The 19,417-nt window shown below is 65.4% G+C and carries 16 protein-coding genes and 1 tRNA gene; 1 reads left to right on the top strand and 16 read right to left on the bottom strand.

The annotated features are described in order from the left end of the window. Nucleotides 1-63 precede the first annotated feature (63 nt). From HWW87_RS05665 to HWW87_RS05630, 8 genes are all read right to left on the bottom strand, one after another. Nucleotides 64-1,686, bottom strand: a complete 1,623-nt coding sequence (locus tag HWW87_RS05665; protein WP_175819565.1) for a dipeptide ABC transporter ATP-binding protein — start codon at nt 1,684-1,686, stop codon at nt 64-66. Then, on the bottom strand, nt 1,683-2,780 hold the full coding sequence (locus tag HWW87_RS05660; RefSeq protein WP_175819564.1) for an ABC transporter permease: 1,098 nt from the start codon (nt 2,778-2,780) through the stop codon (nt 1,683-1,685). The genes HWW87_RS05665 and HWW87_RS05660 overlap by 4 nt, the downstream gene beginning before the upstream one ends. A gap of 48 nt (nt 2,781-2,828) precedes the next feature. After that, nucleotides 2,829-3,872: an ABC transporter permease subunit gene (locus HWW87_RS05655; protein ID WP_006481944.1), complete on the bottom strand. Its 1,044-nt coding sequence runs from the start codon at nt 3,870-3,872 to the stop codon at nt 2,829-2,831. A gap of 52 nt (nt 3,873-3,924) precedes the next feature. Beyond that, nucleotides 3,925-5,799 carry an extracellular solute-binding protein gene (locus tag HWW87_RS05650; RefSeq protein WP_175819563.1) on the bottom strand — a complete coding sequence of 625 codons (1,875 nt, stop codon included), beginning with the start codon at nt 5,797-5,799 and terminating at the stop codon, nt 3,925-3,927. 140 nt (nt 5,800-5,939) lie between these two features. Next, a complete protein-coding gene (locus HWW87_RS05645) occupies nt 5,940-6,296 on the bottom strand; it encodes a hypothetical protein (RefSeq protein WP_174431828.1) in 357 nt (118 codons plus the stop codon). Between the two features lie 235 nt (nt 6,297-6,531). Beyond that, the gene (locus tag HWW87_RS05640; protein WP_175819562.1) at nt 6,532-7,197 is read right to left on the bottom strand and encodes a winged helix-turn-helix domain-containing protein; all 666 of its coding nucleotides are present in this window, start codon (nt 7,195-7,197) and stop codon (nt 6,532-6,534) included. Between the two features lie 19 nt (nt 7,198-7,216). Continuing rightward, nucleotides 7,217-8,608 (bottom strand): HAMP domain-containing sensor histidine kinase, encoded by a 1,392-nt coding sequence (locus HWW87_RS05635; RefSeq protein WP_175819561.1) that lies wholly within the window; start codon nt 8,606-8,608, stop codon nt 7,217-7,219. An 11-nt stretch (nt 8,609-8,619) separates the two neighbouring features. Then, nucleotides 8,620-9,294: a response regulator transcription factor gene (locus HWW87_RS05630; protein ID WP_174431825.1), complete on the bottom strand. Its 675-nt coding sequence runs from the start codon at nt 9,292-9,294 to the stop codon at nt 8,620-8,622. A 218-nt stretch (nt 9,295-9,512) separates the two neighbouring features. Between HWW87_RS05630 and HWW87_RS05625 the strand changes: the two genes are divergently transcribed. Next, complete coding sequence (locus HWW87_RS05625; protein WP_175819560.1) at nt 9,513-9,812, top strand: DUF4148 domain-containing protein; 300 nt, start codon at nt 9,513-9,515, stop codon at nt 9,810-9,812. A gap of 112 nt (nt 9,813-9,924) precedes the next feature. On the opposite strand, the gene cyoD is transcribed toward HWW87_RS05625, so the two are convergent. The 8 genes from cyoD to HWW87_RS05585 form a co-directional block, all read right to left on the bottom strand. Continuing rightward, nucleotides 9,925-10,257, bottom strand: coding sequence for a cytochrome o ubiquinol oxidase subunit IV (gene cyoD / locus HWW87_RS05620; protein WP_174388095.1), 333 nt, complete (start codon nt 10,255-10,257; stop codon nt 9,925-9,927). After that, nucleotides 10,258-10,866 (bottom strand): cytochrome o ubiquinol oxidase subunit III, encoded by a 609-nt coding sequence (gene cyoC, locus HWW87_RS05615; RefSeq protein ID WP_175819559.1) that lies wholly within the window; start codon nt 10,864-10,866, stop codon nt 10,258-10,260. Beyond that, nucleotides 10,866-12,869: a cytochrome o ubiquinol oxidase subunit I gene (cyoB, locus tag HWW87_RS05610; protein WP_175819558.1), complete on the bottom strand. Its 2,004-nt coding sequence runs from the start codon at nt 12,867-12,869 to the stop codon at nt 10,866-10,868. The genes cyoC and cyoB overlap by 1 nt, the downstream gene beginning before the upstream one ends. A gap of 3 nt (nt 12,870-12,872) precedes the next feature. Continuing rightward, nucleotides 12,873-13,760 (bottom strand): ubiquinol oxidase subunit II, encoded by an 888-nt coding sequence (cyoA, locus tag HWW87_RS05605; RefSeq protein ID WP_175819557.1) that lies wholly within the window; start codon nt 13,758-13,760, stop codon nt 12,873-12,875. 273 nt (nt 13,761-14,033) lie between these two features. Then, a complete protein-coding gene (locus tag HWW87_RS05600; RefSeq protein ID WP_175819556.1) occupies nt 14,034-15,563 on the bottom strand; it encodes an NADH-quinone oxidoreductase subunit M in 1,530 nt (509 codons plus the stop codon). A 478-nt stretch (nt 15,564-16,041) separates the two neighbouring features. Next, nucleotides 16,042-17,430 carry a hypothetical protein gene (locus tag HWW87_RS05595; protein WP_175820679.1) on the bottom strand — a complete coding sequence of 463 codons (1,389 nt, stop codon included), beginning with the start codon at nt 17,428-17,430 and terminating at the stop codon, nt 16,042-16,044. A gap of 207 nt (nt 17,431-17,637) precedes the next feature. Further along, a tRNA-Ser gene (locus tag HWW87_RS05590) sits at nt 17,638-17,731 on the bottom strand. Between the two features lie 110 nt (nt 17,732-17,841). Beyond that, nucleotides 17,842-19,095 carry an aspartate kinase gene (locus HWW87_RS05585; RefSeq protein ID WP_174388090.1) on the bottom strand — a complete coding sequence of 418 codons (1,254 nt, stop codon included), beginning with the start codon at nt 19,093-19,095 and terminating at the stop codon, nt 17,842-17,844. Nucleotides 19,096-19,417 lie beyond the last annotated feature (322 nt).

Below are 19,417 nucleotides of genomic sequence, written 5' to 3'. Positions count from 1 at the left end.
CGTAATCGTTTGTCAAAACAAATTAATAAATACAATCGAGATGGTCAGACCATTGGACGCCTATCACGCTTTCCAGACCGCTTTCAACAGCTTTTGTGTGTAAGGATGTGACGGTCTGGCGAAGATCTCGGACACCTCCCCCGACTCGACGACGGCGCCGTCCTGCATCACCGCGACGCGGTGCGCCATCGCGCCGATCACCTCCAGATCGTGGCTGATGAAGACATAGCCGAGGTTGTATTTCTGTTGCAAATTCGCGAGCAGCTTCAGCACCTGCTGCTGGATCGACACGTCGAGCGCCGACGTCGGCTCGTCGAGGATCAGGATGCGCGGCTCCAGCACCAGCGCGCGCGCGATCGCGATCCGCTGGCGCTGGCCGCCCGAGAATTCGTGCGGATAACGATGCAGCACCGTATGGTCGAGGCCGACTTCGCGCAGCACCGCGAGCGACTTCGCGCGGCGCGCGTCGGGCGTCATGTCCGGGCGATGCAGCTCGAGCCCCTCGCCGACGATCCGCTCGATCGTGTGACGCGGCGAAAGCGAACTGAACGGATCCTGAAAGACCACCTGCATGTTCGAACGCAGCGCGGTCTGTTCGCGGCCGCGATAGGTCGACAGCGCACGTCCCTGGAATTCGATCTCGCCGCCGGCGGTCTTCTGCAGCCCGAGCAGCGCCATCGCGAGCGTCGATTTCCCCGATCCCGATTCGCCGACGATGCCGAGCGTTTCGCCCTGCCTCACCGACACCGACACGTCGGCAACGGCCGTCACCGGCACCGTGCCGAACCAGCCCGCGAAGCCCGGCCGCTTGCGCGCGAACTGCACGCTCACGTGGCGCGCGTCGAGCACGACGGGCGCGATCGGCATCACCGGCGTGACTGTGCGCTGCGGCCGGCTGTTCAGCAGCCGCTGCGTGTACGGATGCTCGGGTGCCGCGAAGATCCGCTCGACCGGCCCGCTCTCGACGAGCCGGCCGTGCTCCATCACCGCGACGCGCTGCGCGAAGTGCCGCACGAGATTCAGGTCGTGCGTGATCAGCAGGATCGACATCCCGCGCTTTTCCGCTTCGGCGCGCTGCAGCTCCAGCAGCAGGTCGACGATCTGCGCGCGGATCGTCACGTCGAGCGCGGTGGTCGGCTCGTCGGCCAGCAGCAGGCGCGGCCGGCACGCGAGCGCCATCGCGATCATCGCGCGCTGCCGCTGGCCGCCCGACAACTGGTGCGGGTAGCTGTCGACGCGCCGCTCGGGCTCCGCGATGCCGGTGCGCGCGAGCAATGCGATCGTGCGCTTGCGCGCCTCCACGGCCGATACGCCGTCGTGCAGCACGATCGTCTCGCCGATCTGCACGCCGATCGTATACAGCGGGTTGAGCGCCGTCATCGGCTCCTGGAAGATCATCGCGATGTCCGAGCCGCGCAGCCCGCGCATCTCGCGCTCGCTCTTGCCCATCAGGTCCTGCCCCGCGAAGCGGATCGCGCCGCCGACTTCGGCGTCGTGCAGCAACCGCAGGATCGACAGCGCGGTCACGCTCTTGCCGGACCCCGACTCGCCGACGAGCGCGACCCGCTCGCCGCGCCCGATCGCGAGCGTCACGTCGTCGACGGCCACCGTGTCGCCGAAGCGCACATGCAGATGCTCGAGCGACAGCAGCGGTTCGTCCGCCTTCGATACGACCGCGTCGCTCATCGCTGGCCTCCCGCTGCGCGCACCGAATCGGCGATCCGCGTGTCGAGCGCGTTGCGCAGTGCATCGCCCATGAAGGTCAGCAGCAGCAGCGTCGCGACCAGCACGCCGAACGTCGACAGCGAGATCCACCACGCATCGAGGTTGCCCTTGCCCTGCGCGAGCAGCTCACCGAGGCTCGGCGTCGGCGGCGGCACGCCGAGCCCGAGGAAGTCGAGGCTCGTCAGCGCGAGGATCGAGCCGCTCATCCGGAACGGCAGGAACGTGATCACCGGCGTGAGGCTGTTCGGCAGCACGTGGCGCCAGATGATCTGCCCGTTCGTGAGCCCCATCGCACGGGCCGCGCGCACGTAGTCCTGCGTGCGGTTGCGCAGGAATTCCGCGCGCACGTAGTCGGCGAGGCCGATCCAGCCGAACAGCGACAGCAGCACGATCAGCAGCAGGAAGCTCGGCTCGAAGATCGACGCGAAGATGATCAGCAGGTACAGCTCCGGCAACGAGCTCCAGATCTCGATCAGCCGCTGCCCGACGATGTCGATGCGCCCGCCGAAGAAGCCTTGCACGGCGCCCGCGGCGATCCCGAGCAGCGTGCCGATCACGGTCAGGATCAGCCCGAACTCGACCGAGATGCGGAACCCGTACACGAGCCGCGCGAGCAGGTCGCGGCCCTGCGCATCGGTGCCGAGCCAGTTCTCGCGCGACGGCGGCGCCGGGTTCGGCACGGTCGAGAAGTAGTTCAGCGTGTCATAGTAATAGCGGTTCGGCGGATAGACGACGAAGTTGCCGGGCGCCTCGAGCCGCTTGCGCACATACGGATCGAGATAGTCGGCCGGCGTCGGGAAATCGCCGCCGAAGGCCGTCTCCGGGTACGCATGGAACATCGGGAAATAATACTGGCCGTCGTAATGCACGACGAGCGGCTTGTCGTTCGACCACAGCGGCGCCGCGAGGCTCGCGGCAAAGGCCACGACGAAGATCACGAAGCTCCAGTAGCCGAGACGCTGCTGCCTGAAGCGCTGCCACACGCGGCGGGTGGGCGACGGCGACACGCGCGCCCGCGCGGCTTCGATGCGGGTAGAGGCGACGGCCCGGTTCATCGCGCGCCTCGCCGGCTGACGCCGGGCATGCGAATGGCTCGTTTCATGTCAGCGCTCCAGGTTGTCGAATTGAATGCGCGGATCGACCCACACATAGCAAAGATCGGAGATCAGCTTGGTCGCGAGCCCGATCAGCGTGAACAGGTACAGCGTGCCGAGCACGACCGGATAGTCGCGCCGCACGACCGATTCGTACGACAGCAGCCCGAGGCCGTCGAGCGAGAACAGCGTCTCGATCAGCAGGCTGCCCGTGAAGAACGCACCGATGAACGCGGCCGGGAAGCCGACGATCAGCGGCAGCATCGCATTGCGGAACACGTGCTTCCACAGCACGCTGCGCTCGGAGAGCCCCTTCGCGCGCGCGGTCAGCACGTATTGCCGGCGGATCTGGTCGAGGAACGCGTTCTTCGTGAGCATCGTGACGACCGCGAAGCTGCCGACGACCGACGCGGTGATCGGCAGCGCGATGTGCCACAGGTAGTCGAGCACCTTGCCGACGAGCGACAGCTGCGCGAAGTTGTCCGACGTGAGGCCGCGCAGCGGAAAGAGCTGCCAGAACGAGCCGCCGCCGAACAGCACGAGCAGCAGCACGCCGAGCACGAAGCCCGGAATCGCATAGCCGACGAGCACGACGAGGCTCGTCGCGACGTCGAACGGCGAGCCATTGCGCACCGCCTTCGCGATGCCGAGCGGCACCGAGATCAGGTACGTGAGGAAGAACGTCCACAGCCCGATGCTGATCGACACGGGCAGCTTCTGCACGACCAGCGACCACACGCTCTGGTGACGGAAATAGCTGTCACCGAGATCGAAGCGCGCGAAGCGCTTCAGCATCAGCCAGTAGCGTTCGAGCGGCGGCTTGTCGAAACCGTACAGCGCCTTGAGCTGCGCGAGCTGCTGCGCGTCGACGCCGGTGTGCGCGCGCATCCCGAACGGCGTCGCCCCCTGCTCCGTCGCGCCCTTGCGCAACTCCTGCACGGCCTGCTCGACCGGGCCGCCCGGCACGAACTGGATCACCGCGAACGTGAGCGTCAGCACGCCGACGAGCGTCGGGATCATCAGCAGCAGGCGTTTGAGGATGTAGCTCCACATAGGGCGTCGACTCGTGATCGGGTGGCGGGGTTGGACGGAGGGCCGGCGCGGCTCAGTGATCGGGCTTCGCCCACCAGGTCGACACGACCCAGCCCTCGGCCGAATAGTACAGCGGCAGCGTCTGCGGATAGGCGAGCGTGCGCTTGTACGCGATGCGGTGCGTCGTGCTGTACCACTGCGGGACCGCGTAGTAGCCGTGCATCAGCACGCGATCGAGCGCGTGCGTCGCGTCGAGCAGTTCCTCGCGCGTCTGCGCGGTGCCGAGGGCATGCAGCAGTGCGTCGACGGCCGGCGATTTCAGCCCGATGATGTTGTCCGAGCCCGGTTCGTCGGCGAACTTGCTGCCGTAGCGCGAGAACTGCTCGGCGCCCGGCACCTGCACGCCCGGCAAACGGATCGTCGTCATGTCGTAGTCGAACGCGTCGAGACGCTTTTGCAGCAGCGCGTAGTCGGCCGTGCGAAAGCGTGCGTCGATGCCGAGCTTCGCCAGATTGCGCTGGTAGGCGGTCACGATACCTTCCATCGCCGCGCCCGCATCGTCGAGGATCTCGAACGTGAACGGCTCGCCCTTCGCGTTACGCAACGCGCCGTCGCGGTAGGTCCAGCCGGCCTGCGCGAGCAGCGCGCGCGCCTTCAGCAGGTTCGCGCGCAGCGAGCCCGGCGGGTTCGTGTCCGGCTGCGTGACCATCGGGCCGAACACGGCCGGGTCGAGCTGCGCGCGCAGCGGCTCCAGCAGCTTCAGCTCGCCTGCGCCCGGCGTGCCGGTCGCCTGCAGGTCGGTGTCGGCGAAATAACTGTTGAGGCGCGTGTAGGCGCTGTAGAACAGTTGCCGGTTCAGCCATTCGAAGTCGAACGCGAGATCGAGCGCCTGACGCACCCGCACGTCGCGAAACAGCGGCCGGCGCAGGTTCATGAAGAAACCCTGCATGCCCGCGCCGTTGTGCTGGCGGAATTCGCGCTTGACGAGCTCGCCGCTGTCGAAACGCTTGCCGACGTCGCGCCGCGTCCAGTTGCGCGCGATGTACTCGACGAGCACGTCGTATTCGCCCGCCTTGAACGCCTCGAGCCGCGCGACGCCGTCGCCGTACAGCTTGTAGACGATCCGCTCGAAGTTGTGGGTGCCGATCCGTACCGGCAGGTCGGCGCCCCAGTACGCGGGGTTGCGCCGGTAGGTGATCGTGCGGCCGTTGTCGTAGCGCTCGATCAGGTACGGGCCGCTGCCGATCGGCTGCTCGAACGCGAGCTGGTCGAACGGGATGCGCGAGCCGTCCGCGCGCAATCCCCACTTGCGAGAGAACACGGGCACGCCGCCGGCGATCAGCGGCAACTCGCGATTCGCGCTGCGGAACTCGAAACGCACGGTCGCCGGATCGACGACCACGGCCTTCGCGATCTCCGCGAAATACGCACCGAACTGCGGTGCGGCCTGCTTGCTCTTCAGCGTGTCGAACGAAAACTTGACGTCGTCGGCCGTGACGCGATCGCCGTTCGAGAAGCGTGCGCGCGGGTTCAGGTGAAACGTGACCGAGCGGCGGTCCGGCGCGACGTCGATGTCGTCGGCCAGCAGCCCGTATGCGGACGCCGGTTCGTCGGAGCTGCCGGTCGCGAGGCTCTCGAACAGCATGTCGATGCCGGGCGCCGAGTTGCCGCGCATCGTGAACGGATTGAACTTGTCGAACGACGTCAGCCGGCTCGGGTTCGCGAGCACGAGCGTGCCGCCCTTCGGCGCGAAGGGGTTCACGTAGTCGAAATGCCTGAAGCCCGGCGGATACTTCGGCTCGCCGTACTGCGCAATCGCGTAGGCCGCGTACGCGGCCGGCGCGGCCAGCGCCGCGTGCAGCGCCAGCACCGCGGTCACGCGGCCGGCGGCCCGCAGCGCGCCGAGGCAGGCGCGCGCGGCGGCGGCCCGGGGCGAACCCTTCGTCATAGAGGCTCTTCGGTCGAATGAGGGTAGTAACGTGGAACGATTCTACCCATTCAATCCGTCGAGCCAAAAGAAAACCGCCACGCGGGCGGTTTTCTCACGAGCAGTTGTCGCGCACGCGGCACGCATGCGCGACCGGCCGATCAGCGCCAGCCGTTGTGGCGGCCGTTGTCCCAGTGACCGTGACCGCGATCGCCGCCCCAGCCGCGGCCGTGACGGCGATACCACTCGTCGCGGCCCCAGTAGCGGCGGCCGTCCCAGTAGCGGTCGCCGTGCCAGCCGATCACGACCGCCGGTGCGTACACGGGCGCCGGTGCATAGACAGGCGCCGGCTGATAGACGACCGGCGGAGGCGGCGGCGCATACACGGGCGCGGGCGCGACGTAGACCGGTGCCGGCACGCCGACGTTGATCCCGACATTGACTCCCGCCATTGCTGCGCCCGACACGAGCAAGGCCGTCATACCGGTCAGGAGCGAGGCAACACGCAAAGTCTTCATGGATTCCTCTTCTGGTTGTGTCATGTGTGATTCGACTATAGCGGCAAGCGCCGTCTCCGCATATTTCAAGTTTGTAAGAACTGATGCGCGGCATCGCAACGGGAAGACCGCGCTAACGTCTTGTAACAATCGACGCCGATTTGCCCTCCGGGCCCGCGCACATCGAGTCGCAGTCGTTCCGCAACGCCGGGATCGTCAGGATATTCCTCCGCTCGAGCGTCGATATCCGCACCCGTCATCCGCCCGTGTCGAACCGGAAGCCGAATCGCGCAACCGTTTCGATCCGCGCGGAAAACGCATGCGCGGCCAGCTTGCGCCGCAACCGTACGACCAGCGCATTGACCGTTTCGGGTTCGATGTCGGCATCGTCCCAGGCATAACGCAGCACGGCGTCGCGCCCGACCGGCCGCCCTGCTTCGCGCAGCAGGCATTCGACCACGCGAAACTCCCGTGCGCTGAGCGCGAGCCGCCGGCCACGCTCGTCGAGTGCGCGCGTCGCCGTGTCGAGCCGGATCGATTCACGCATCGCGATGATGCCCGCGCGGCGCCACAGCGCACGCAACCGCTCGTGCAATTCGATGAACGAACACGGATGGGCCAGACATACGTCGCAGCCGGCCTTGAGCATCTGCGCGCGCTGGGCGGACGTTGCGCCGGCGACGATCGCGACGATCGTGGCGCTGCCGGCCGACGCGGCGAGCAGCGGCAATCCGTCGAGAATCGCCGGCGTGGAAGCACCATCGGTCGCGACGATCACGACCGCGTCGAACCGCTCCTGCGTCGCGGCGAAACAGCCGTCGCGCCATTCGCCGACGCGCTCGACGCCGTGCATGCTCTCTCGAAACGCCTTGTCGAGCCGCAACGCGTCCGGAGTCGGCGGAGCAATCAGCAGGATGCGCATCGATCGGCCCCCTCCTCCGTCACGCGAGCGAACGCGGCCAGCATTCGACCGTGATCGCCGCACCGGCCGGCTGCGCATCGCCGATCCGCAGCGCGAAACCGTGCACGCGCATCACCGCCGACACGATGCTCAACCCGAGCCCCGAGCCGTTCACATGACGCGTACGCTCGCCGCGATAGAAGCGTTCGAGCACCGCATTACGCTCGCCGGGCGGGATGCCGGGCCCGGTGTCCTCGAACCGGACGAGCGGACCATGCGGCGCCGTCTGGAGCACGATGTGCACGCGGCCGCCCGGCGGCGTGAACTTGATCGCGTTGTCCGCGAGATTGCTGAACGCCTCGAACAGCAACGCACGATCGCCATGGATGCCGTCGACCGTGGCCGCATCGAGCTCGAACGACACGTCGACGGCCTCGGCGAGCGGCTCGTAAAGCTCGCACACGTCGCGCAGCAAGGCCGCGACGTCGACCGCGGCAAACCCGCCGCGCCGGCTCAGCGTGCCGATCTCGGAGATGCGCAGCATCGCGCGAAAACGTTCGAGCAGGCGGTCGGTTTCGTCGCGCGCCGACGCCAGCAGCGCCGCCGACGCGGGATCGTGCGCGCAGAACGGCTGGTCGGCGAGCCGCGCCAGCATCGTATGCACGCGTGCGAGCGGCGTGCGCAGGTCGTGCGCGATCCCGTCGCAGGTATGCCGCACCTCGCCCATCAGCCGCTCGACTTCGTCGAGCATGTGGTTCACCAGATGCGCGAGCAGATCGAGTTCATCGTAGCGGCCGACCGGCAGCCGCTTGCCGAGATCGCCTTCGGCGATCTGTCGCGTGACGCGCCGGATCGCGGCGACGCGGCGCATCTGCCGCATGCCGAGCATGCTGCCGCCGGCGATGCCCGCGATCAGGATCATCACGCCACCGATCACGAGCCCACGGATCGCGACGTCGCGGACCTGGATGAAGTGCGACAGGTCGCGTGCGACGACCAGCGTCATCCCGTTGTCGCGGCGCACGGCCATCGCGCGCGCGATCGGCGAGGATTGGCCGTCGAGCGGCGCGAGCGTGCGGTTCAGCGTCCGGCCGTGGCGATCGGTGTGCAGCGCGGGCGGCGTCGCGATGTCGCCGGCCACGCGGCGCCCGCTCGCATCGAACAGCCCGTAGAAATTCGTATGCATGTGCTCGTGCTCGAGCCGCCGATGAATCGCGAGCGGCAACTCGGCGTCGGGAATCGAATCGAAATAGATCAGTTGCCACGCGAGCACCTCGTCGGTGTCGCGTGTCATCGTGTGCGTCGCGGCCACGCTGACCACGCCCGCGAGCAGCAGCAGCGACACCGAGAAGATCGCCGCGTACGCACACAGCCAGCGAAACGTCGTCGTATGCCAGCGGCGCGTGAAGTTCGCCGCGCGGGCTGCGTCCATTCGTGCCTCCGTCAAGCGAGCATGTAGCCCGACCCGCGCACCGTCTGGATCATCGGGTTCGCGCCGGGCGGGTCGATCTTCTTGCGCAACCGCCCCATGTGGACGTCGATCAGATTAGTGCCGGGATCGAAGTGATAACCCCACACGGCCTCGAACAGCATCGTGCGCGTGATCGTCTGGCCCGCGTTGCGCATCATGAATTCGAGCACGCGGAACTCGGTCGGCAGCAGCGGAATCTCGTCGGCGCCGCGGCGCGCGCAGCGCGAAATGAGGTCGAGCTCGAGCGCGCCGACCTTCAGCAGCGTCTGCTGCGGCACGCCCGATGCCTGCCGGCGGCGCAGCAGCACTTCGATGCGCGCGCTCAGTTCGCCGGAATCGAACGGCTTCGTCAGGTAATCGTCGCCGCCCGCGCGCAGCCCGCGGATGCGCTCGTCGACGTCGCCGAGCGCGCTCAGCATCAGCACGGGCGTATCGATGCCGACGGTGCGCATCGCGGTCAGGATCGCGAGGCCGTCCGCGCCCGGCAGCATCCGGTCCAGCGTGATCGCGTCGTACGATGCGCTCATCGCGCGCATCATCCCTTCGCGGCCGTTGTCGATCCAGTCGACCTCGAACCCGCGTGCGTTCAGTTCGCCGACGATTTCGTTCGCGGTCACCGCATCGTCCTCGACCGTCAGTACTCGCATGATGCTCCTCGCAATGAACTTCAAGACGGGCGCGCAGGATGCGCCCGCCACTATCGTAAGCGCTGCGATCGCCGTGCAGCGCCAGATGAAAATAGCTTCATCCTGCATCGCGCCGAGCGCACATGAAACATGTTTCATCCGTGCGTCGCCCGCGCTGCGACCGGGGCCGCCTACGCTGACGTCATGCGGCATCGGGCCGCGAAACCAGGAGCTACCGGATGAAACTGTCGACCACCGTCGCCTGCATGCTGCTCGCATGCGCCAGCACCGCCGCGTTCGCGGGGCCGCACCTCACACCGCAGGAATGCAACGCGTACCCGTTCGTGCACACGGGTCGCGGCGTCACGCGTGCGGACCTCGTGCGCGAGCTGACCGAGCTCGAACAGGTCGGCTACGAGCCAGCCCACGCGAGCCCGTACTACCCCGACGATCTCGACGGCGCGAAGCATCGGCTCGCCGCCGAGTATCGCGCCGACTGCACGCATGCGCTGACGGCCGACGCGGGCGCGCGGCACTGACCGCCCTGTCCGGCGCAACGCAACAGCCGGAAAAAGCAAAAAGGCGGCACGTGCGTGCCGCCTTTTCTTCGTGAACGCGCATGGATATGGACCCGCTGCGCCACGCCGCCGCTCAGCGCGACATCATGTTCATGCTGACGTTGTGCATCACCCACAGCGTACCGACGATCAGGATCGCCACGGTCAACACCGTATAGCTGAACGCCATCACGTTCCAGCGCTGGCCCGACGAGCCGTTCATGTGCAGGAAGTACACGAGGTGCACGACGATCTGCACGAACGCGAGCACGGCCAGCCCGATCAGCGACGCATGCGGCGACAGCACGCCGCCCATCACGAGGCCGAACGACGCGACCGTGAGCAGCACCGACAGGATGAAACCGGCGACGTAGCCGCCGACACTGCCGTGCCCTTCTTCGAGTTGAGACGAATGCGAATGGGCCATTTAGATCACGCTCGCGAGATAGACAAAGGAAAACACGCAGATCCACACGATGTCGAGGAAGTGCCAGAACAGGCTCAGGCACGTCAGGCGTCGCAGGTCGCGATCGGTCAGGTCGCCGCCGCGCAACACGATCTGCCCGGCAAGCACGATCATCCACAAGAGGCCGGCCGTCACGTGCAGCCCGTGCGTGCCGACCAGCGTGAAGAACGCCGACAGGAACGCGCTGCGCTGCGGGCCGGCGCCTTCCGCGATCAGGTGCGAGAACTCGCGCAGTTCCATCGTGAGAAACGCCGCGCCGAGCACGAACGTCACCGCGAGCCACGCGAGCAGCGCACCGCGCCGCTGCTTGTACGCCGCGAGCATCGCGAAACCGTACGTGATGCTCGACAGCAGCAGCGCGGCAGTTTCGACCGCGACGCCCGGAATGTCGAACAGCTCTTTCGCGGTCTGCCCGCCCGCGTACTGGTGGCCGAGCACCGCGAACGTCGCGAACAGCGCCGCGAAGATCACGCAGTCGGTCATCAGGTACAGCCAGAAACCGAACACCGAATGCGACGGCGGATGGTCGTCGTGCTCGAGCAGGGTTGCGCTCAAGGTTTTCTGCAACATCAGTTGGCCTCCAGTTCGACGTCGTCGACGCGCGCCGTGCGCTTCGTCGGCTGCTTGTCTTCGGTCTTGCGCACCGTCGACGCAGGGATGTAATAGCCGTCGTTATCGCGCGAGCTGTAGATCACGAGCGTCGCGATGATCCCGACGAGCCCGCCGATCGCCATCCACCAGATGTGCCACACCAGCGCGAAGCCGAGCACCAGGCTGAAGATCGCGATCACGAGGCCCGCACAGGTATTCGACGGCATGTGGATGTCGCGAATCGATGCCGGGTTCGGCCGGCCTTCGCCTCGCGCCTTCATGTCCGCATACGCGTCGAGCGTGCGCACCTGCGGGATCACCGCGAAGTTGTAGTCGGCCGGCGGCGACGAGGTGGCCCACTCCAGCGTACGGCCGCCCCACGGGTCGCCCGTCGTGTCGCGGTACTCGGGCAGATGGCGGTTGCGAATGCTGACCACCAGCTGCAGCAGCTGGCACGCGATGCCGATCGCGATCAGCACGGCGCCGAACGCGGCGACCAGCAGCCACGGATGCCAGGCCGGGTTGTCGTAGTGGTTCAGGCGGCGCGTCATGCCCATGAAGCCGAGCACGTAGAGCGGCACGAACGCGACGTAGAAGCCGACCTGCCAGAACCAGAACGCGGCCTTGCCGAGCTTCTCGTTCAGCTTGAAGCCGAACGCCTTCGGGAACCAGTAGTTGAAGCCCGCGAGATAGCCGAACAGCACGCCGCCGATGATCACGTTGTGGAAGTGCGCGATCAGGAACAGGCTGTTGTGCAGCACGAAGTCCGCGCCGGGAATCGCCATCATCACGCCGGTCATGCCGCCGATCGTGAACGTGACCATGAAGCCGATCGTCCACAGCACGGGTGTCGTGAATTCGATCCGGCCGCGGTACATCGTGAACAACCAGTTGAACACCTTCACGCCGGTCGGAATCGCGATGATCATCGTCATGATCCCGAAGAACGCATTCACGTTCGCGCCCGAGCCCATCGTGAAGAAGTGATGCAGCCACACAAGGAACGACAGCACCATGATCGCGCAGGTCGCGTACACCATCGTCTTGTAGCCGAACAGCGGCTTCTTCGCGAACGTCGCGATGACTTCCGAGAAGATCCCGAACGCCGGCAGGATCAGGATGTACACCTCCGGATGGCCCCACGCCCAGATCAGGTTCAGGTACAGCATCGCGTTGCCGCCGGCATCGTTCGTGAAGAAGTGCATGCCGAGGTAACGGTCGAGGCCAAGCAGCGCGAGCGTCGCGGTCAGGATCGGGAACGACGCCATGATCAGCACGTTCGTGCAGAGGGCCGTCCACGTGAACACCGGCATCTTCATCAGCGTCATGCCGGGCGCGCGCATCTTGATGATCGTCACGAAGAAGTTCACGCCGGTCAGCAGCGTGCCGACGCCGGAGATCTGCAGCGCCCACAGGTAGTAGTCGACCCCTACCCCCGGACTGAACTGCAGCTCCGACAGCGGCGGGTACGCGAGCCAGCCCGTCTGCGCGAATTCGCCGATCACGAGCGACAGGTTGATCAGGATCGCGCTGACCGCCGTCATCCAGAACGACAGCGAGTTGATGAACGGGAACGCGACGTCGCGCGCGCCGATCTGCAGCGGCACGACCAGGTTCATCAGGCCGACCATGAACACCATCGCCATGAAGAAGATCATGATCACGCCGTGTGCCGTGAAGATCTGGTCATAGTGGTGCGGCGGCAGGTAGCCGGGCGCGTTGTACGCGAGCGCGAGCTGCATGCGCATCATGATCGCGTCGGCGAAGCCGCGCAGCAGCATGATCAGCGCGACGATGATGTACATCACGCCGAGTCTCTTGTGGTCGACCGTGGTCAGCCATTCCGTCCACAGCCATTTCCAGCGGCCGGTGATCGTCAGCGCGGCGAGAATGCCCAGTACGACCAGCCCCATGAAGGCGCCGGCCCCCATGACGATGGGCTGATCGAACGGGATCGCCGAAAGTGTGAGTTTGCCGAACATGCGTTACCCCTTCGTGCCGCAGGCGGCGTCCTTCAGGTCGAGGACGTGGCCATCGTTGTATTTCGCGATGATGTTGTGGAAGAGCCGCGGATCGACCGACGAGAAGTAGCGCACCGGCGCCTTCTCGCTCGGCTGCGCGACGCTGCCGTATAGGGTCGCGTCGAGCCGGTCCGGCGACGCCTTCACCTTCTGCACCCAGGCGTCGAACTGCTCGCGCGGCTCGGCAAGGGTGCGGAACTTCATGTCGGAGAAACCGCGGCCGCTGAAGTTGGCGGACGTGCCCGCGTAGTTGCCGGGCTCGTCGGCGATCAGGTGCAGGCGCGTCTGCATGCCGGCCATCGCGTAGACCTGGCCGCCGAGCTGCGGGATGAAGAACGAATTCATCACCGAATCCGACGTGATGCGGAAGTTCACCGGCGTGCCGACCGGAATCGCGAGCTGGTTCACCGACGCGATGCCGAGTTCCGGATAGATGAACAGCCACTTCCAGTCGAGCGCGACCACCTCGACGTCGATCGGCTTCACCGCCGATTCGAGCGGCTTGTACGGATCGAGCTCATGCGTGGTCTTCCACGTGAGCACGCCGAGGAACAGGATGATCAGCGTCGGCACCGTCCAGATCACGACTTCGATCGCGGTCGAGTGCGACCAGTTCGGCGCATAGGTGGCATTGCGATTGGACGCGCGATAACGCCACGCGAACCACAGCGTGAGCAGGATCACCGGCACGACGACGATCAGCATCGCCCACGTCGAGGTTGCGATCAGCGCCTTTTCGGCGGCGCCGACGCTCCCTTTCGGATTTAGTACATCTAAATTACAGCCTGACAGGCTCAACGCCGCGCCGATTGACATCAGCGCCGTCCAGCCTCTTGAAGCTCTTCTTTTCATCACACCGCCCGAGGGTCATTGAATCCGTTTGCGTATGCCCGATGCGCATTCGATTCACGAAATTGGCCGAATCATACGTCGCGCGAGTGCGATGAAAAACCGGTGCATGCGGCAAATCATCATTGCAAAATCTGCCGTGAGTCACATTGTCGCGGGGCAATTTCACGCAGCCGGAAGCGGGCCCGGCACTCCCCGTGCCGGGCCTCGATCGATGCGTGCGCAACGATGCCCGCCGCGCGATGCGGCGCGCTTGCGCGGCGCGGTGTGCCGCGCTCAGTCGTGCGTCGATGCCATGTACGACGGCAGCGCCTGCGCGGGGCCATCCCCTGCCGGCACCTTCGAATGGCTCGCTTCCTGGATCAGCTTGCCGACGGTCGGATCGATCGCATCGGTGAACGGCTTCGGATCGATGCCGACCGCCAGCACGATCAGCGCGAGCGACGCGAACATCACGATCTCGCGGCGGTTCAGGTCGGCGAGCTTCGCGATCCGCTGGCTCGCGACCTTGCCGAACACCACGCGCTTGAGCATCCACAGCGTGTACGACGCGCTGAGGATCAGCGTGAGCGCCGCGATCGCGCCGATCCAGAAGTTGAAGCGGATCGCGCCCATGATCACCATGAACTCGCCGACGAACCCCGACGTGCCCGGCAGGCCGACGTTGGCCATCGCGAACAGCAGCGTGAAGGTCGCGAAACGCGGCATCACGCCCGCCACGCCGCCGTACGCGGCGATCTCGCGCTGCTGGGTGCGATCCACGAGCACGTTCACGCACAACAGCATCGCGCCCGCCACGAAGCCGTACGACACGAGTTGCACGATCGCGCCTTCCACGCCGATCCGGTTGAACAGGAACAGCCCGAGCGTGACGATCCCCATGTGCGCGACCGTCGAATACGCGAGCAGCTTGCCGAGATCGGTCTGCGCGAGCGCGATCAGGCTCGCATAGACGATCGCGAACAGCGACAGCGCGATCACGGCCGGCGCGAAGAAGTGGCTCGCGTCGGGCGTGATCGGCAGCGCGAAGCGCAGGAACCCGTAACCGCCGAGCTTGAGCATCGCGAGCATCAGCGCGGCACCCGTCGGGCCGTCCGTGTACACGTCGCTCAGCCACGTGTGGACCGGCCACATCGGCACCTTGACCGCGAACGCGGCGAAGAAGCCGAGGAACACCAGCAACTGCGGCGCGAAGCCGAGCTGCAGCGTGCGCCACACGGCCATGTCGAACGTATGCGACTGCGCGTACAGGTACAGCATCGCCATCAGCAGCAACAGCGAGCCGGCGAACGAGATGAAGAAGAACTTCACGGCCGCATACACGCGGCGCTCACGCCCCCACGTGCCGATCAGCAGGTACAGCGGGATCAGCGTCGCCTCGAAGAAGATGAAGAACAGCAGCCCGTCCTGCGCGACGAACACGCCGGCCATCAGCCCCGACAGGATCAGGAACGACGCGTAGTACTGCGCGACGCGCACCGTGACCGATTCCCACGACGCCACCACCACCACGAGTGTCGTGAACGCGGTCAGCACGACGAGCCACAGCGACACGCCGTCGATGCCGACCCGCCATCCGGCATTGAATGCCGCCAGCCAGTCGCGTCTTTCGACGAACTGCATCGCCGCCGAATGCGCGTCGAAGCCGGCAATCAGCGGGACGACGGCCGCCAGCCCGGCAATCGCGCCGACCAGCGCGATCAGTCGTATCCGGCGTGCATGCTGGTCGGAACCGGCGCGCAGCAGCCCCGCGCCGAACAGTATCGGAACCCAGATGGCCAGGCTCAGGAAGGGGAAATCATGCATGTCAACAAGGCCTTGAGGAGGTCGCGCCTTGCATCGGGGACAGGCGCGACGAAAGGAACGAAATCAAATCGACAGGTAGATTTCGTGAATCGCCAATGTTGGCTAAATGTAAAGCGGCATCACCGGAAAACTTGATGCCGCTCAAACGCGATCGGGTTAACCAGCATAAGGCGATTGATTATTTTCTGCAGCGCAGCAGAACATTGTTTTTCAGAGTCGGCGTAGTTCGCTGATTTATATGAGTAATTTTTTGTATTGCTCGATGCGCTGCGCGACGAAAATCGACGCGGCGCCGCATTTTTGATGTCAACGGGTCATGTCGAAGGGCCGGAACGACAGGGTCGTCGTTCCGCAGTGCCGCGATCGCGCGGCACCTCTTACCTTACATCGATACTTTCATTGTTATTTCATTCGACCTCGTGCCGCGTATACCGGAGATCGGGCGGCCGTCGCCCACCTCTTCTCACGCGACCGGCCGTTAGCGCAGGTGACTCAAGCGATCCCATACGCGCATCGTCACCGCGCGATAGTGATCATGCTGGGCGGGGAAATGGACGAAGCGGCTGTCGCGCGTCGCATAGACGGGCGATGACGCGAGCGTCGTCGCATCGACGATATAGCGTGCGTCGATCATGCCGGATTCGAGCAACTCCACATAGATCGCCTGCTGATCGCCACCACTGGCGTAGATCGACGAACGATCGTCGAACCGCTCGATGCGCGCGCAGAGGCGCTCGACCAGTTCGCGCATCGGCGCCACGTTGCGGACACCGATCATGCACGAGTTGATCGCCCACGCCGTGTGATCGGTGCCGATCACGAAGTCGCGCCCCTCGATCGTGCCGTCGATGCGCTGGCGCTGGTCGATCGCGAGGATGTCCGCATCGACCCAGAACACGAATGCGTGATGCGGCAGATGTTCGCGAATCAGATGCAGCTTCGCCCAGTTCGCATCGATGCCGTCCGGCAGGAATGCGGGCGCGGCGCGATACGTGTGGTACGCATAGCCATGTCGCGTGCAGTAGCGCACGAAATTCTCCTCGTGCAGGTCGCCGTAGCCCGCGATATGCGACGTATGCAGGCTCACGAACGCAATCCGCGCGTGCGGATTCACGTGCCGCTCCGCTTCGCGCGGTCGCTGCTGCGCGGCGCGCCAGTCGTCCATCGCGCGCGGGCAGTCGCCGCGCTGGTACCGTTCGGCATCGTCGACGAGCGCCGTCACGTAACGGAAGTCGTAATCGGGCGCCGGCGCCCAGACGCCGTTCACGTCTCGCCACTCGGGTGTCTGGTGCGCCACGAGCGGCCGTGCGCCGGCGATCGAATCGATCGAGACGCCATCGCTCCAGACCGTCTGGGCCGACGCGAAATGACCGTTCGCAAGCGGGGCGTCGAACGGCAGCGGTGGAAAGTGCTCCGCCAGCAGCGTCGCCTCGCACGCGTGCCGCCGCTCCGGAAGATGCATCGCCCACTTGCCCAGTTCGACCGCCAGCCGGCGTAACTGCTCGCGCACGTCGCGCACGTTGCGAAAGATCATGCCGCTCGCGGCGGGCAACGCCGATTGCGACGTCTGCGTCGTGACGATCGCATCGTAACCGTGCGCGACGTCCGGCAGCGCGTGCGGATCGAACACGACGGAGAACGAATCGAGCACCAGCAGCAACGCACCCTGCTCCATCGCAACGAGTTGCGCGATGATCGCGTGGTACTTGTGCAGCACCTGCTGGCGCTCGCCGTACACGTGCATGCCGTCGACCGTCACATGCCGGTAGCCGTGCAGGTGCGCGTAACGTGCGTGGTTGTCGATCAATCCGTCGACAGGTCGATGAGACAGGATGGTCAGAACGGAATGCGGGTTTGCCAAGAGCATCACCTCGAGTCGCGTCGGACGATACGCGATATGTAGCGCATGACCGCCACTCAAGTCGAGCACTCATTGCCCGAATGCCGTATCGACGATGCGCGCCCGAGGGTGAGATTCGACGGCATCGATGCTTGGCGCGCGGCACCGCACGGTGCGGCTGAAAAAGAAAAAGCCCCGCAAGTCCGAGAACTTGCGGGGCTTTGTCACCGCTTTTGGCGGAGACGGAGGGATTCGAACCCTCGATCCAGGTTTTGGCCCAGATGCTCCCTTAGCAGGGGAGTGCCTTCGACCTCTCGGCCACGTCTCCCAAACTTTCGCTCGCACCAGGGAGGCAGTGCGACGAGAACGAAATAATATAGGGTTTCGAACCGCACGTCAATTTCCGTGATGCATTTTCTTCAATGCATCACGGAAAATTCACGATGCCTGGTCGAGTTCGAACACCTTGTGCAGCGCGCGGACGGCCAGCTCCATGTATTTCTCGTCGATCAGCACCGAAATCTTGATTTCGGACGTCGAGATCATCTGGATGTTGATGCCCTCTTCCGACAGCGTGCGGAACATCTTGCTCGCGACGCCCACGTGCGAACGCATGCCGACGCCGACGACCGACACCTTCGACACCTTCGGGTCGCCCTGCACGCGCTCCGCGCTCACATGGCCCTGCACCTGGTTGGTGAGGATGTCCATCGCCCGCTGGTAGTCGCCGCGACCGACCGTGAACGTGAAGTCGGTCTTGCCTTCGACGCTCTGGTTCTGGATGATCATGTCGACGTCGACGTTCGCATCGGCCACCGGGCCGAGGATCTGATATGCGATGCCCGGCTTGTCGGGCACGCCCATCACCGCAATGCGTGCTTCGTCGCGCTGGAACGCGATGCCGGAAATGACTGCCTTTTCCATGGTCTCGTCTTCTTCAAAAGTAATCAGGGTGCCCGAGCGCATTTCTTCGTCGAGCGCAATCAGCGGATCGGTCAGGCTCGACAGCACACGCGTCTTCACCTGGTATTTGCCGGCGAATTCGACCGAGCGGATCTGCAGGACCTTCGAGCCGAGGCTGGCCATTTCCAGCATCTCCTCGAACGTCACGCGATCGAGGCGGCGCGCCTCTTCGACGACACGCGGATCGGTCGTGTAGACGCCGTCGACGTCGGTATAGATCAGGCACTCTTCGGCACCCAGCGCAGCCGCCACCGCCACCGCCGACGTGTCCGAGCCGCCACGGCCCAGCGTCGTGATGTGGCCGTCCGGATCGACGCCCTGGAAGCCCGTGATGATCACGACCTTGCCTGCGTTCAGATCGTCCTTCACGCGCTCGTCGTCGATCGAGTGAATGCGTGCTTTCGTAAATGCGCTGTCGGTCTTGATCGGCACTTGCCAGCCGGCATAGCTCACGGCCTCGACGCCGATTTCCTGCAGCGCGATCGACAGCAGGCCGACGCTGACCTGCTCGCCGGTCGCCGCAATCATGTCGAGCTCACGCGGGCTCGGCTGGCTCGAAATCTCTTTCGCAAGACCGAGCAGACGGTTGGTTTCGCCGGACATCGCCGAAGGCACGACCACCATCTGGTGCCCGGCCTGATGCCATTTTGCGACGCGTTTCGCGACGTTCTTGATGCGCTCGACCGAGCCCATCGAAGTGCCGCCGTATTTGTGTACGATGAGTGCCATTGTCGTTCTGAACTGGAGGAGAAACCGCACGGGCGCGCTGGGCAGGCCGCATGGCCGTTCGGTCACGCGGCTTGTGGCTGTGGACGGACGACGAGGGGAACGGCTGGGACGCAACGCACAAGCGTGACGGATTTTGCCCGGAAGGCCGATCAGGCCGCGCAAACCGGGTACGTCACGCGGAAAACCTGCACAAAACGCTCAAAAATCGAGCCGAGCAAACGACCGAGCGTACCCGATAGAAGCCCGCTTGACAAGCCGCGCGCCGCGTCGGCGGGCGTTCCGGCGCTGTTTACCAAATGGTGAAAATGGGCACGCCATCGCG

This window comes from Burkholderia sp. BCC0419 (assembly GCF_902830285.1).
Lineage (GTDB): Bacteria > Pseudomonadota > Gammaproteobacteria > Burkholderiales > Burkholderiaceae > Burkholderia.
Note: the sequence above shows the minus strand (reverse complement) of the source record. Positions and strands in the feature narration are given on the sequence as shown.